Source organism: Baaleninema sp., from assembly GCF_049974805.1.
Classification (GTDB): domain Bacteria; phylum Cyanobacteriota; class Cyanobacteriia; order Cyanobacteriales; family Geitlerinemataceae; genus Baaleninema.
Genome location: NZ_JBNGCO010000115.1, coordinates 1 through 14,715 on the forward strand (window position 1 = coordinate 1; position 14,715 = coordinate 14,715).

The window sequence follows — 14,715 nt, forward strand, 5'->3', positions numbered from 1 at the left end:
TCCACCCCGCGCTAAAGCGACGGGGCTACCAAGCTCCCGGACTTTTTACGTGTCGAAATGCAATTGGTTGTAGGCGATGATGTCCATTAAGTCGTTGGGAAGCAAGCCGTGATAGCAGTCTTTTTGTAAGTTATCCGTGGCTTTGTAGTATTTGGCTTTTCCCTGTTGGCTGTAAAACAGTCCCGTGGCGCCATCGAAATAGCCTTTGGTGAGCAGTTTTAACGCCATAAACGGATGGGTTGTTCCCCCTTTGCGAAGGTTGATTTCGATGGCTTGGACGTCCCAGCCGTTTTCGCGGCGAACTACCACGAAATCCACGCCAAACCGCTCTAACGCCCCTTTTTCGGCGAGATTGCGCCCGACTTTTAACCCCAATTCCTGTAACTGCACGCGATAGCTGGCGTCGGCGGGAAAGCGACATCCTAGGAAAATCTGTTCGTCGGGACCGCCGAGAATTTGGTCGTGGGTGGAGAGGATTTCCACGTCGCCGTGGGGGGTGATGCGCCCTTGAACGCTGGGCGATCGCTTGTTTTCGCCTTCGATATAGGCTTCTACGATCGCACCGAGTTCGGGTATCCGTTTTCGGAAATGTTCCCAGGTTTCGCTTTTGGCTTGAAACCGCAATTGGGAGAATCGATCGCGTATCGCCTTAACTCGCTGGTGTGGCGAAATCCCTTGCAGCGGTTCGAGTTCTAAAAGGGCGTTTCCTTCCCCGGAAAATCCCTCGTTGAGTTTCACTACTAGCCGCTTGAGATGGGGTTGGCGTCTCCATAATTCGCAGGCGGCTTCGGCTAAATCGTCGTCGTTAAACAGCAAGGTACTTCCGTCGGGATGGGGAACGTTGCATTCGTCGAAAATTTGACGGCTTCCGCTTTTGGTGCCGAAATACAAGAGTTCGGGATCGGTGGCGAGGAGGGGAATTCCCAGTTTGACGGATAAGTCTCGTTCGGAATGGGTGGCGTTGAAGCAAATGGCGTAGGTTTTGTTCGGACGCAACGCCATGCGAATTCGTTCGATCAGTCGCGGTCGATCGAGGATTTTTTGGGTTAAAGATTTCGAGGAAGAATCGTAAGTTGCAAACAGTAACAGGCGATTTCTCGCGTGGGAAAAGGGAATCCCTGGAAGCAGTTGTAAGTAATAATCGACGATGCTGGGGTGAAGGGGTTGAGAGGTGATGTAAATTAGCCGAGTTCGGGGGTTTCTCAACCGAATTAGGGAAAATAAAAACCGTTCTTCGTAGTGGTGAACGCCGTCGATTTTTAAAAGTTCTTGTTCGTCGAGGGTTAGGGAAGGAATGACGACGATATCGGTGTCTCCCGTATCGAATAAATCAACGGTTTGCCAACGATGTCTCAGTTGGATTTGCAGTTGCCGAAATTGTTCGATGACGGAGCGATCGAACGCTGAATTGAGAGTGCAAATTTGGGGCGCTTCGTTCAATTTCTACGGTGAGGTTTTTTCTTTCAGATAATAACGATGTTTGCAGGTGAAGCCAATTCTGAAACCAATTTTAAAAAATCTGCTGGTTTGAGATTGTTTGGAGAAATGTTGATTTAATGATTTGATTTTACAGAATACGAAAAACAAACGGATATCGATAGGGACTATCGGGATTGTTGGCGACTTTCAAAATTGCCAATATCGGCAATACAAGAATTGCAATACCTAATAAAACGCCTAAAATCATGGCGACGGGAATCGTAATAACCAACGCGGTCAAAATTCCAATCAGAGCGCCGTACAGGTAAACGTTAATGTGAAAGTTTAACGATTCTTTGGCATTGTCTTTGACGACCGAATCTTCGCTGAATAAAAAGAGAACGATGGGAACGCCAAAAGAAACGATCGTCCAACTGAAGAATATGGCAACGTGAGACAAAATTGACAAGAGCTTTCGAGTATCGCGATTCATGGCTCGATCGATCCCTAAGACAACAACTCAGCCAACTGCATTATATCAAAGGCTCGATCGCCCTTAAAAACGCAATAATTTTTAACATTAATTTTTATAAGGATTAGTGTTTTTATATGAACTTTTATCTCGAAAAACGGCCAGTGCAGCCATTCCCAGCAAAACCCACAGCAGCCAATCCCCCCAACGCACGTAAAGCGTCCGAGTTTGGCGGCGATACACCGTTTCAGCGTGAGTGGCAAAAACGTTAAACCCCGATTTCCAGAGGGTGCGCCCGTGGGGATCGACAATAGCAGAATAGCCGGTATTGGTGGCGCGAATCCCCCAGCGATCGAGTTCGATCGCCCGCATCACATCTTGGGCGTGGTGTTGCTGGGGCATCGATGGCGCATAATGGGCGTTGTTCGCCGCACTCAAGAAAAAATCGCCCCCTCGCGCTGCCTGTCGCCGAAAATGCTCCGTAAACGCCGATTCGTAGCAAATTCCGACAATTGCCCGTCCCAACGGCGTCTCGAACACCTGATGCTTCGCCCCCGGAACCATCTGCGCCTGCAACGGCGACAAGCGGTTAACGACACTTCCCAACACCGACTCAAAGGGAATGTATTCCCCCAGGGGAACCAATTTCACCTTGTCGTAACGGCTGAACACCTCCCCCTCTCCCGTCACCGTCAACAGACTGTTACTGTAGCGGCGCAAGTTTCCTTGAAAGGTTCCCACCCAAGCCGTCACCTCCCAGCGGCGAATCGCTTGACACAAGTGCGCTAAGGGAGAATCGCCGAGACAGGCGTCGGCTTCCCAGAAATCCGGTAACGCTGTTTCTGGGGTGAGAACCGCATCGACGCCTGTTTCAGCGAGGGTTTCGTAACCTCGGGTGTAGCCTTCCAAAGCGCGAATCAATCCCTCGCGATAGAGTTTGATTTCGTTGGGAACGTTCCCTTGAATAATTCCGGCGCGAAAGGCGAGATTTGGGGAATCGTTGAGGGGGCGACTGTAGAGGTAAAATCCCAGGAGATGGGAAATGGAGAAAGTGGCGATCGCAGCCATAACAGCCAGTTGGCGGCGTTTTTCCGACAGAATGGCGACAGCGAGACAGCCGTTGACAGCGACGACACTGGCGGTAACGGCGGTGATTCCCGACAGTTGCCCCAAATGTAAGATAGCGAGATTGTGGGGACTTTGAGTGTACGCCAAAGACGACCACCACAAGGGCGTTAATTGCCAGATTGCATCGAGGAGACACCACCCCGCCACGCCGAGGAGAATTCCCGTGAACCCGTTTCTCCGATATCTGCTGACAATGGCTGCCCAAATTGCTGCCCAAGCTGCACCCCAGACAGTGACAGCCATCCAACAGGCGACGGCGATAGCGAGACTCGCCAACCAGGGAACCCCCATCCACGTCATCGGGTGAATTCCAGTCAGCCAAAACAAGGCGACACCGTGAAAGCCGACACCCCAGGCGAAGCCCAACCCCAGGGGGTTGAGGGGGGAACGATACAGCAACACCCACAGCGGCGCCAGGGCAATCCAGGCGAAACCCCACCATTCGACGGGGGCGACGCTGCAACCCATGGCAACGCCGCTGAGAAGGGCAAGGAGAAGGGAGAACGAGCGGGTTTTCACGGTGGTTTGGTGCGGTGATGGGGAAACTACCGAAAATAGAGTTAGGCTGAGTTTTTCATTATATGGATATGACGGTTTCCGAGATGCCGCGCTCTTAAGATCCCCGGCATCTTCAAGATGCCGGGGATCTTATACAGTCAGTGCTAGGATGACTTTTGACAGGAACGAATCGCACACTAAGATTTACGCCAAAGCAACAAATTTGCGGTAATAAATCCTAAAACTGCACCGGAGGCATGACAGAGAAAACAGATTTCCGGAATCGATAAATCGAAAGCTGCTTGAATTGCAATTACAAAGAGAATCGACCTCAACCGATCCTTGGCAATTTGCGCTTTTTCCTGACGCCAACCCTGCCAAAAAATCGCCGCCACCGCGCCAATTAAACCCATCACTGCCCCCGATGCACCTACGACAAACTGAGTCTCGCCGCCGCGCAACGCCAACAGTGCAATAAACGCCATCGAACCGACGCCGCTGGCGAAATAGGTGAGTAAAAACCGCCCCATTCCGATGCGCGATTCGACGAACTGTCCTAAGATATACAACCCGAACATATTCATCGCTAGGTGAGGAATCCCGAAGTGCAGGAACGTGGCGGTGACGACGCGCCACCATTCTCCCGCCCAGACTTCTTCGGGAACTAACGCCCCCAGTTGGTACAGTACCCAGAGGTTCTCGCTTCCGCCGAGGCGCAATTCCAACAGAAACACTGCTGCGTTTAAGCCGATGAGTCCCCAGGTGGCGAGGGCGGTTTTTCCGGAGATTCGTCCGCTATATCGCGCTTCTTGGGACAGTTGCAGTTTTAAGGCTGACAGCACTCGGGCTGAATAGTCGCTAAAGTGGGTTTTGAAGTCGAGCTGGGTTTGGTTGAGTCGCCAAGCGATCGCCCTCCGCAAGACGGGATCGCAATCTTTCTGTAACGCTCCTAACATCTGCTGGGCTTGGCGCGTTCTCCCGGCTACCATCTGGGAGGTTGCAATCCAAAACTGTTGGTTCGAGACGGAGTAGTTGGAGAGTTCTCCCTCGAACAGTCGATAGATTTGTTGGGTTTCGCCGCAAAAGGCTAAGGCGAACAATCTGGCTTGGTTGAGGCGATCGATATCTCCGAGGCGCCGTAAGGTTTCGTCTATCGAGGGAAACACCCGTAACATTTCGTTGACCTGCGCCGTTTCCCCCAAACAACGCAGATAATACAGCATTAAATTGGCATCCTGCTCTCGTTCCGGGCGCGATCGCAACCAATCTAGTAACTCGTCCCAGGCGCCCCGCATCCAATACTCTAAAACGATCGCACTGCGTCCGAGAACCGTTTTCGGCGTTTGATAAATCTGTAAGAGCGATCGACCCTTTTCAATATCCCCCCCTTTCGCCACCGTCAACGCCTGCAACACCCCCACCCGTTCCGGCCAGCCATCGGCGGGGTGTAGAATTGCGATCGCCTGGGCCAACCGACTCGCCGCCTGATACCGTTCTTCGCGAAACAAACCGTTGACACGGCGCAACCCCAACACCGGAAACAGCAGGAATATCCCCCACAACATTCCGCCAATCCACGCCGCCAATCCCACCGAGGCGATGGCTAACAGGGTTCCCGTAATCGCCAGAATCGCCCCCGATACGATCGACCATCCCCATTGTGGTGGTTTGGTGGAGAGCGATCGCACCAAAAACACCACTCCCGAAAGCAGTACCATCCAAATTACAAGTCGATCGATCGTCATAGGGAGAAGAGGAGAAGAGGAGAAGGGGAGAAGAAACTGTCAGCTCTCAACTATCAACTGACACGGTTGATGTCGTAATCTACAATGGCAAATCGGTCTTTCGCGGAGAATCGAACTTTGGGAGTCGAACTACGCAGCTTTGTCTATATTGACAGTCTGCAACCTCAACACGCCGCTTATATGGGAACCGTCGCCCTCGGATTTCTCCCCCTTCCTGGCGATACCTCGCTTTGGGTGGAAATCTCGCCGGGAATTGAAATTAACCGCATTACTGACGTCGCCCTCAAGTCTACCGCCGTCCGTCCTGGGGTGCAGGTGGTGGAACGGCTTTATGGGTTGCTGGAAGTTCACTCGAGCCGTCAAAGCGACACGCGAACCGCCGGAATTGCCATTTTGGACGCTTTGGGAGTTAAGGAAAACGAACGCCTCAAACCGCGCATTATGTCGAGTCAGATTATTCGCAACCTCGACCCCCACCAAACGCAACTCATCAATCGCACCCGTCGCGGACAGATGCTGCTGGCGGGACAAAGTTTGTACGTGATGGAAGTCGCTCCGGCGGCTTATGCGGCTTTGGCGGCGAACGAGGCGGAAAAATCGGCTCAGATCAATATTTTACAAGTGCAAGCGGTGGGAAGTTTCGGCCGTCTCTACTTGGGTGGGGAGGAACGGGACATTATCGCCGCTTCGCAAGCGGTTATCGCCGCCATTGAAAATATCTCGGGACGGGGACATGGGAAGTCGTCGAACGAGTGATGAGAAGATGATGGGTACCCCATCATCTCCAGTAAAGGGCAAATCGCTTAACGGTTTGGCCAAGAGGAGATACACTGAAGGCAACTGCAACGCTTTATTAAAATTTCACCCCGTCTCAAACGTGAGTGCAGCAAAACAGTATCAAGAAACTATCCCCGCTCACGGTGGCACCTTAATTAACCGGATTGTCACCGCAGAACAGAAGCAAAATTTTCTCGATAAGGCGGACAGTCTTCCCCGCGTCGAGATGGACGATCGCACGTTTTCCGACCTGGTTCTTATCGCCATTGGGGGCTTCAGCCCTCTGACTGGCTTTATGGAAGAGGCGGATTATAAAAGTGTCGTGACGGATATGCGGTTAGCCGATGGGCTTCCGTGGTCGATTCCGATTACTCTCAACGTCTCTGAAGAGGTGGCCGATTCTCTCGAAATTGGGAGTTTGGTGCGCTTGGACGATTCGACGGGACGGTTTGTCGGCGTTCTGGAACTGACTCAGAAGTATAAGTACGACAAACTGAAGGAAGCGATTCATGTCTACCGGACGAACGAGGAGAAACATCCCGGCGTCGCGGTGGTGTATCAGCAAGGTGAGGTCAATTTGGCCGGCCCGGTGTGGTTGTTGCAACGAGACCCCCATCCGTTGTTCCCCCGCTATCAAATCGACCCGGCGGAAAGTCGGGAGTTGTTTGCTGAGAAAGGCTGGAAAACGGTGGTGGGGTTCCAAACTCGCAATCCGATTCACCGGGCCCATGAATATATTCAGAAGTGCGCTCTTGAAACGGTGGATGGTTTGTTCCTCCATCCGCTGGTGGGGGCGACGAAGAGCGATGATATCCCGGCTGACGTGCGGATGCGCTGTTATGAGATTATGCTCGATCGCTATTTTCCCCGCGATCGCGTGATGATGGCCATTAACCCGGCGGCGATGCGCTACGCTGGACCGCGCGAGGCGATTTTTCACGCGCTGGTTCGTAAGAACTACGGCTGTACTCATTTTATTGTGGGACGCGATCATGCGGGGGTGGGTGACTATTATGGCACCTATGACGCTCAACATATTTTCGATGAGTTCGAGCCTGGGGAACTGGGTATTGTTCCGATGAAGTTCGAACACGCTTTCTACTGTACGCGCACGCAGTCGATGGCGACCTCGAAGACGAGTCCGAGTACGCCGGAGGAACGGATTCATTTGTCGGGTACGAAGGTACGGGAAATGCTGCGACGGGGGCAGTTACCGCCGCCGGAATTCTCCCGTCCGGAAGTGGCGACGGAACTGGCTAACGCTATGCACAAGGATAAGGAAAGCTAAGTTCTGTGGCGATCGTCGTTGTCGGGGTCTGTTTCTCGACAGCGACGATTGGCGCTCGCGATAAATTTAAATATTTTTTTAAATATCTCCAATATAGTTTTATGGTCTTTTTTATGTGTATGGAGTCAATAGAATACAGTTTTTAGTGCTGTTCTGATTTTTTTAAAAACCTTTTTAAGCCTCTCGATCGACGGTTTGAGAGTCGTTTTAAACTCGTTTGTGAAAAAATATTGTTGCGGGACGGCGATCGACCTCGGGAACTGACCCGGAATCGAGAGATCGCCGCTCTCCTAGAAAAACTAGAAAACCAGAGAATCGGGGAAAAGGGCGTGCAAGCCTCGAACGTAGGGGATACACCCGCGACCTCCCAAACCGCCTAACACACTCTAGCCACCGCAAACCGATATGAAACGACGGGGTTTCTTACAATACGCCACCCGCTCGATCGCTGCGACGACGGCGATCGAATTGGGGTTGTCGCTGTTCGGACGCGACGCGGCGCGAGTGCTGGCGCAAAACGCACCGCGCAAACTCGCCCTCTTGGTGGGGATCGATCGATATCCGGAATCGGCGACGGGTTCCGAGGATGGGTTGTTCGGTTGTAAAACGGACGTGAATTTACAGCGAAACGTCTTGATTCATCGCTTCGGCTTCGCCCCGGAGGATATTTTGACTCTCACGGACGATAAAGCCACGGTTGATGGCATGATAACGGCGTTTCAACGGCATTTAATCGATCGCGCTCAACCGTCGGACGTGGTGCTGTTCCACTTTAGTGGCTACGGCTCTCAAGTGCAGATGTCTCCTGATTCGGAAGCGGTTCGAAATAGCTTGGTGGCCGCTGACGAACGGGAGGCGGATTTGCCGCTGACGACGTTGGCGGTGTTGTTGCGCTCTCTGGCGACGAAAAAAGTCGTCACGGTTCTCGATACCAGCTATAGCTACCCCGGTACGCCGTTGCAGGGGTCGTTACGGGTGCGATCGCGCCCCTCCCCCACGGTGGCACAACTGAGTCCAGGGCAGCGAGAGCGACTGGCCAAACTGCGCGATCGCCTGGACAAAAATAAATCGACGATCGATCGCGTTCCTGGTGTGGTCTTAACGGCCGCAGGAGACCAGCAAACAGCCACGGAAAACCGCTGGCAAGGCTTTTCGGCCGGAACCTTCACCTACGCCCTGACGCAGCGGTTTTGGTGGGCGACTCCGGATATCCCTCTGGGGACGACGCTACGCCGCGTGTCCCAAACGGTCGATCGCCTGGCCGGCCGCGACCAACAACCGCGACTCTGTAACGGAAGTCTGTTGGACTGCACCTCCCCCAACGCTGACAGCAACCCCTCTCTGTTAATCCCCAAACTCACCGCCGTCACGGCCGATGGCGTGGTGTTGTCGGTCGATGGCAACAACGCCAACGTCTCGGTTTGGCTGGGGGGATTGCCCGGTGAGGTTCTCGAACGCTACAGTCCTCAAAGTCTGCTGTCCGTAGTCCCCGCGCCGGGAGATGCCAACCGCACCCCCCTTACGCTTCAGGTGCGATCGCGGGACGGCTTGACGGCGAAAGCGCAACTGGTGGACGCTTCGGACGCGGACTTCTCTCGCCTCAAACCCGGTCAACTGGTACGGGAAGACCTGCGGGTGATTTCCCGCAATTTGGGACTGACCGTCGCCCTCGACCCCAAACTCGAACGCATCGAACGAGTGGACGCCACCAGTGCCTTTTCTGGGATTCGATCGGTCTCTTCGGTCGTGGCGGGGGAACAACCGGCCGATTGCTTGTTCGGACGGGTTCGCCGCGCCACCATCGCTCAAACTTACTCGACCGAGACCATCGACTTGCCGAGCGATCGCGGCAGTTACGGCCTGTTCACCATCGGCCGGGAACTCATTCCCAACAGCATCGGCGAAGAGGACGAAGCGATTAAAAAATCCGTTCAGCGTCTGGTTCCCCAACTCCACACCCTCTTGGCCGCCAAACTCATGGCACTGACGGCCAATCAAGGGTCTTCTCAAATCGGCGTTCGCGGCAGTCTCCTGGTGTTCGACGAGGACGGTAACAGTACGACGCCCCGCTATGTGGTTTCTAAACAAACCCAGCGAGGGCAGCGCAGCAGTAGCGGACAGGCGACGGCGAAAAGTACTGTTGAAGGGGTTCTGGAAATTCCCGCCGGAAGTCGCCTTCGCTACCAACTGCAAAATTTAGGCGATCGACCTCTGTACTATCTGCTGTTCGGTCTCGACAGCAGCGGACGCACCGTCGCTTTTTATCCGTTTCACACCGTCAGCAACGCCAACCCGCCCACGTTGCAACAAGATCCCCTGATGCCGGGAGAGACGGTGACGTTGCCCGCCGGGTCGGAAAACGTCAGTTGGGAAGTGGGACGCCCCATCGGACCGGTGAAGATGCAGCTTCTCTGTTGCGATCGACCCTTCGCTTTGGCCTTGGGACTTTTGGCCGCCCGCACCCATCCCGCCCGCAACCCCCGCGACCTCAGTACCCTCGATACGCCCCTCGATATTGCGAAAGCTATTTTGCAAGATTTGCACGTGGCCAGCCTCCGCAATACCCAAGACGAGGAGGTTTCGACGGATTTTTACGCCCTCGATACTCGCGTTTGGGCGACGTTAGATTTCGCCTATCGCGTTGTTTGATGCCTCGCATTTTAGGAGAAACTCCCCGTGTCCGATGCTGTTGATGTTGTCTGCGATGCTGTTCGATCGATTCGAAGGGAAACCTCCGAACGCCCTCCAGCCGAGGCTGTGGTCGAAGCCTTGTTAGCCCTTGAAAAACAGTCGAAACGCCATCGCCAGCCGATGGGGTTCGATCGACTCCTGGGAAGCTGGCGCTTGGGGTTCGTCACCGGAACCCAGAAAACTCGCAAACGAGCCGGGGTGGTCTTGGGCGCGGGTCGGTATTTACCCGGATGGGTCGAAATTCGCCTGTCCTATGCTCGAGTTGAGGAGACTTCACCGGAAACCGGCGCCACCTCAGAATGGGAACGGGGACGAGTGGAAAATTCCGTGCGGTTGGGAATGTTGACCTTTACCCTGACCGGGCCGGTGAAGTTTCTCAAACGCAACCGCTTACTGGCCTTTGATTTTACGCGGGCTAAGGTGCAGTTGTTCGGACGAACCCTGTTCGATCGTTACGCCAACAAGGGACAAGAACGGGAAAGCATAATTAGCGATAAAGAAATCCATGACATCAGACAATCTCAGCGTCCAGGAGTCCCAACTTGTCATGGTTCAGGACGAGGAAGACATCCTGGATGAGCTTCTGATGGACAAGCGGTCGGAGACGACGAAACGGGAATATCGCAAGGACTTGAGGGATTTCTTCCAATTCGCGACCTCTAACCCCGATACCGAGCCGACCAATGCCTTGATTAAGGAATTTCTACAATTGCCCCAAGCTAAGGCGTTTTCTCTGGTCTTGCGATACAAACACAATCTCAAGACCCGACCAAATAAGCAGACTGGCGGCACGTTGGCAGAGGCGACCATTAACCGGCGACTGGCGGCACTGCGATCGCTCATCCAATATGCGCGGCGGCGAAACCTGACAGAAATCACGCTACAAGATATCGAGAACGAGCGAGTGATTCCCTACCGCGATACCTCTGGTATCTCACCGGCGCAGTTCGAGCAGATGATGGCGATCGCAAACCCCGACACCCTCAAGGGAAAGCGAGACTTAGTGATTCTGAGGCTGTTCTGGACGCTGGCATTGCGGCGAGGTGAAATCGTCACCTGTGACGTTGGGGATGTCGATGTCGCCAATAAACGCCTACGGATTTATGGCAAGGGCTATGGCCGCCAGGATATTTGGATGGCGTTAGGTCAAGGAACCCTGACATCAATCCAGGAGTATTTGGCAGCCCGCAACCACCCAAAACCGACAGAACCTCTGGTCGTGGGAACGAAAGGGCTAAATATTGGCGGGAGAATGTCTGGGGATGGCTTATACAAATTGATTCGCCGCTACGCCAATCTCGCCGGGATTGAGAAGATAGTTTCGCCCCACAGACTGCGCCACGCCAGCATTACAGCCGCTCTGGATGTCACTGGCGGCAATCTTAGAGAAGTACAGCGATTATCGCGGCACACCAACTTCAATGCCTTGGAGCGATACGACGATAACCGGCAGGGTCATCAGGAGAATGTAACGAATCTTTTGGAAGACCTAATTTAACGTTGCAATTGGGACTAATTCACAGTACAGTGAGGGGAATTACGTGAACCGCGAGGAGAAACAAGGTTTTCGCCCAGACGTAGAAAAGCAAAAACCTCCTATTAGCCGTAGGAGGTTCGCCGCCCAAAAGGGCTATTACGTGGGCACTACGAGAACCAAACCAATGCTCTAAGATTTGGTGGTCACGCGCCTAGCAACCGAGGGTTACTCCCTTAAGTATAAAGCAAATCTCTAGCTTTGCAAGAGGTTAACCCAACAAAGTCTAAGGCGGACACTGAATTGAACAGCATTGGCTCTCGCTACAACCGAGGAAAGCTAATGCTCGCAACAGATTTAAATTCTTTCAACCACATCCACACCAACCACCTGAGCGAATGGGAAGATTCAGGGGTTGACCGCGAAATCACCGTCAACGCTATCCAAAGCCACAAGGATGGGCGCGAGGTGGACGAATTACTGAGCCGCAATACCAAACGACGCTGGAAACACAGTAAACATCTCGTGCCGGGTTGGTCGGTTCGCGGGGTTGACCCCCACACTGGAGAGCCGACATTACTGGGAGTCCAGTACAAACCCGACAATCCGCCGGTGGGCGATGACGGCAAGGCTCGGAAATATCTCGGAGCCTCGGGATATGAGGCCGTGCCGTTATTCCTCGACACCGGGGAGCCAGACTATTGGAAAAGGGTCTTAGAGAATCCGAGTATCCCGGTCATCATCACTGAGGGCGCGAAGAAGGCTGGCTGCGGTTTATCCAATGGTGTAGCCACCATTTCACTGCCTGGTGTGAATTGTGGGTTGAAGGAGGGACAGCTAAAACCACAGTTAGAAGCATTTTGCCAAGCTGGACGCTCCATTTATTTGGCTTTTGATTCCGACATTATTCAGAAATGGCAAGTCCGGCACGCTCTCAAACGATTGGGGGAACGCCTGAACGCTCAGAAAACCTTGAGCGTCTATGTGATGCAGTGGTCGCAGGAAGACGGTAAAGGTCTGGACGATTATTTGTGCCAGTTCACCGCCGAGCAGCGGCCAAAGCACTTACAACGACTGATGCAGACAGCCATCCCATTTACAAAATGGGTGAGGAAAACCAAAATGTCGAAGACGGAGAAATTCGTCTACATCCAGCAGCTTTGGGGTCATCGCACTCGCCTCAATGTCAGGAGCCGAGCGATTGAAATTGACGGAAACCCCACTCGCACCGAGCATTTTTACCTGGAACTCCTCAACGATCACATCGATTGCACTAAATCACTCGGATGCGATGCGATTGAATGGTTGGCACATCAAAATGAATACGACCCCGTTAAGGACTATCTAGAATCAATTCGGGGCGGCCGCAAGGTTAACATCGACCACCTTGCCGCTCAGTATTTCGGCGTTCATAAGAAAAACCCTCTACTGCCCCTCTACAACAGCTATCTGAAAGGATGGCTGATTGCGGCGGTCAAACGGGTGTACGAACCGGGATGCAAATTTGACAATGCTCTCATCTTGAAAGGGAAACAGGGCATTGGGAAATCACTCTCTTTGCGTACTCTCGGAGGTGAGTTTTTCACCGATACCGTTCACGACTGCCGGGATAAAGACCACATCTTGGCATTGCACCGCCACTGGATTTGTGAGATTGCCGAAATTGAGTGTGCGATCGCCGGTAAACGGGCCAGTGGTGAGGTTAAAGACTTCTTCTCCAAACAAGTGGATGTCGTCCGCGCTCCTTACGCCCGCAAACATGAAGCACTGCCCCGCCGCACTGTCGTCGCTGGCACCACCAATGAAGATGAGTTTTTGCAGGATGCGACCGGGAACCGCCGCTTTTGGGTCATTCCGGTCGGCCAAATCAACCTGAAGAAACTCAGGCAAAACCGCGATGCGATTTGGGCTGCTGCGATCGAAGCCTACGAAGCGGGTGAAGACTGCGACCTTACTCTGGCGGAACAAGAACTCCAGAATGAGGCCAATAAGGAGTACGAAATCAGCGACCCCTGGGATGCTCGGGTAGAGGAATACGCTCAACACCGCGAGGAGGTATCAAACGCTGAAATCCTTACTAAGTGCCTGAAACTCGATACGATCCAGCAGACCAGGCGAGAGCAGATGCGGGTTAGTCGAATATTCCAGCGGTTGGGATGGGAGTCAGTTCGGGCTTATTTCAACGGGATACGACAGCGATGTTATCGACCGCCTACTCCCTGGACTCCTGAACCGGCAACATAGCCATTCCTCGCCAGCTACATCCTTGAATTGAATACGCTCCTATCCAGATTCGACCCTGGACCGGAGCCGTTCGCCTGAAATCGTGTTACCTGGTGGCGATCGCCTAATTTCTCCCCAACTTTTGGACAGTTGGGTGATTTTTGCTGTCCGATTGCCTCAATTTGCCGCCGGCGATCGCATCACACCGAGAATCTACCCAACATTTGCAGCAGTCAAAGCCAGATTGGCCGGTTGGTTGAGCTGGCCGTGAGGGCATCGACAGTAACAACCCCCCTGACATCAACGAAATCAAGGGGGTTTCAGCGATTTGGGACAACCGGGACAACCTAAATCAAAACTTTTCAAAAAAAAAACAAAGGTAATTAACTTCTTGAAAAATCTTCAGAATGGATGTCCCGTTGTCCTCTGAATAATCCGTTTGACGTGCTGAAAGTGTTGCTGTGTGGTCGTTTGCCAATCATGACGGCTGATTTGGTCGAGGCGATCGCACAGGTCACGCTTGAAGCGCCAGTCATGATTCAGGTCGCGAACCGGGTTACCTCGGTGATACGCTCCACATCGCTGGCAAACCACGGGCTTATCCTCGAAGGCGTTGTAGTTGGGGATGACGCGCTTGACCAGATAATCCTGAACCAAACCTGTATCGCGGCAGCAGTAGCAGTGCCACGATGGCCGCCAGATTTCAGAGTCCTGAGAGACCACTGGATTGCGGTCAAAGTGAGGAATTTCGTTCATACCATTCATAGAATTCAATTAACTCGGAATATTCGGGTTGCCCGAATTGTTGAACAACCCAGCCGTAACCGTCGCGCTCGATGGCGGTGGCCCATTCTTGGTAATGGGGATGCGATCGCCAATCACGATTAGCCGATTGATATTCCTGCCAGAGGGGCCAATATCGGGGCCGGCCGCTGGCATCTCGGGAGGCAAGATAATCGGTCAAACTTCTCAGAGGTGGGTCGAAGTGGGCCGTTTCTCG

At 53.3% G+C, this 14,715-nt stretch carries 12 protein-coding genes; 6 read left to right on the forward strand and 6 right to left on the reverse strand.

The window, feature by feature from the left end:
* Nucleotides 1-45: 45 nt before the first annotated feature.
* The 4 genes from ACP5D4_RS17990 to ACP5D4_RS18005 form a co-directional block, all read right to left on the reverse strand.
* Nucleotides 46-1,440, reverse strand: a complete 1,395-nt coding sequence (locus ACP5D4_RS17990) for a peptide ligase PGM1-related protein (RefSeq protein ID WP_428012997.1) — start codon at nt 1,438-1,440, stop codon at nt 46-48.
* 127 nt (nt 1,441-1,567) lie between these two features.
* Entirely contained in the window at nt 1,568-1,912 is a 345-nt protein-coding gene (locus ACP5D4_RS17995) for a DUF4870 domain-containing protein (protein ID WP_428012998.1), read from the reverse strand.
* Nucleotides 1,913-1,999: 87 nt separating this feature from the next.
* Complete coding sequence (gene lnt, locus ACP5D4_RS18000; protein WP_428012999.1) at nt 2,000-3,538, reverse strand: apolipoprotein N-acyltransferase; 1,539 nt, start codon at nt 3,536-3,538, stop codon at nt 2,000-2,002.
* A gap of 176 nt (nt 3,539-3,714) precedes the next feature.
* Entirely contained in the window at nt 3,715-5,262 is a 1,548-nt protein-coding gene (locus tag ACP5D4_RS18005) for a rhomboid family intramembrane serine protease (RefSeq protein ID WP_428013000.1), read from the reverse strand.
* Between the two features lie 117 nt (nt 5,263-5,379).
* On the opposite strand from ACP5D4_RS18005, the gene ACP5D4_RS18010 reads away from it, so the two are divergent.
* The 6 genes from ACP5D4_RS18010 to ACP5D4_RS18035 all read left to right on the forward strand — a co-directional run bounded on the left by ACP5D4_RS18010 (nt 5,380) and on the right by ACP5D4_RS18035 (nt 13,736).
* Nucleotides 5,380-6,018, forward strand: a complete 639-nt coding sequence (locus tag ACP5D4_RS18010) for a hypothetical protein (RefSeq protein ID WP_428013001.1) — start codon at nt 5,380-5,382, stop codon at nt 6,016-6,018.
* 121 nt (nt 6,019-6,139) lie between these two features.
* On the forward strand, nt 6,140-7,327 hold the full coding sequence (gene sat, locus ACP5D4_RS18015) for a sulfate adenylyltransferase (RefSeq protein WP_428013002.1): 1,188 nt from the start codon (nt 6,140-6,142) through the stop codon (nt 7,325-7,327).
* A 405-nt stretch (nt 7,328-7,732) separates the two neighbouring features.
* Nucleotides 7,733-9,976, forward strand: a complete 2,244-nt coding sequence (locus ACP5D4_RS18020; protein ID WP_428013003.1) for a caspase family protein — start codon at nt 7,733-7,735, stop codon at nt 9,974-9,976.
* 27 nt (nt 9,977-10,003) lie between these two features.
* Entirely contained in the window at nt 10,004-10,597 is a 594-nt protein-coding gene (locus tag ACP5D4_RS18025) for a hypothetical protein (protein WP_428013004.1), read from the forward strand.
* Nucleotides 10,566-11,516, forward strand: a complete 951-nt coding sequence (locus ACP5D4_RS18030; protein WP_428013005.1) for a tyrosine-type recombinase/integrase — start codon at nt 10,566-10,568, stop codon at nt 11,514-11,516. The genes ACP5D4_RS18025 and ACP5D4_RS18030 overlap by 32 nt, the downstream gene beginning before the upstream one ends.
* A 318-nt stretch (nt 11,517-11,834) precedes the next feature.
* Complete coding sequence (locus ACP5D4_RS18035; RefSeq protein ID WP_428013006.1) at nt 11,835-13,736, forward strand: VapE domain-containing protein; 1,902 nt, start codon at nt 11,835-11,837, stop codon at nt 13,734-13,736.
* A gap of 381 nt (nt 13,737-14,117) precedes the next feature.
* On the opposite strand, the gene ACP5D4_RS18040 is transcribed toward ACP5D4_RS18035, so the two are convergent.
* Both ACP5D4_RS18040 and ACP5D4_RS18045 read right to left on the reverse strand, forming a co-directional pair.
* Nucleotides 14,118-14,471: a hypothetical protein gene (locus ACP5D4_RS18040; protein WP_428013007.1), complete on the reverse strand. Its 354-nt coding sequence runs from the start codon at nt 14,469-14,471 to the stop codon at nt 14,118-14,120.
* Nucleotides 14,449-14,715 (reverse strand): hypothetical protein (locus ACP5D4_RS18045; protein ID WP_428013008.1); only part of this gene is annotated, 267 nt, incomplete at its 5' end. The genes ACP5D4_RS18045 and ACP5D4_RS18040, both read right to left, overlap by 23 nt.

Bases quoted from the DNA above. Each gene is read 5' to 3' on its own strand.
- ACP5D4_RS17995 (WP_428012998.1), bottom strand. From the start codon at position 1,912: ATGAATCGCGATACTCGAAAGCTCTTGTCAATTTTGTCTCACGTTGCC.
- ACP5D4_RS18005 (WP_428013000.1), bottom strand. From the start codon at position 5,262: ATGACGATCGATCGACTTGTAATTTGGATGGTACTGCTTTCGGGAGTG.
- ACP5D4_RS18020 (WP_428013003.1), top strand. From the start codon at position 7,733: ATGAAACGACGGGGTTTCTTACAATACGCCACCCGCTCGATCGCTGCG.
- ACP5D4_RS18030 (WP_428013005.1), top strand. From the start codon at position 10,566: ATGGTTCAGGACGAGGAAGACATCCTGGATGAGCTTCTGATGGACAAG.
- ACP5D4_RS18035 (WP_428013006.1), top strand. From the start codon at position 11,835: ATGCTCGCAACAGATTTAAATTCTTTCAACCACATCCACACCAACCAC.
- ACP5D4_RS18040 (WP_428013007.1), bottom strand. From the start codon at position 14,471: ATGAACGAAATTCCTCACTTTGACCGCAATCCAGTGGTCTCTCAGGAC.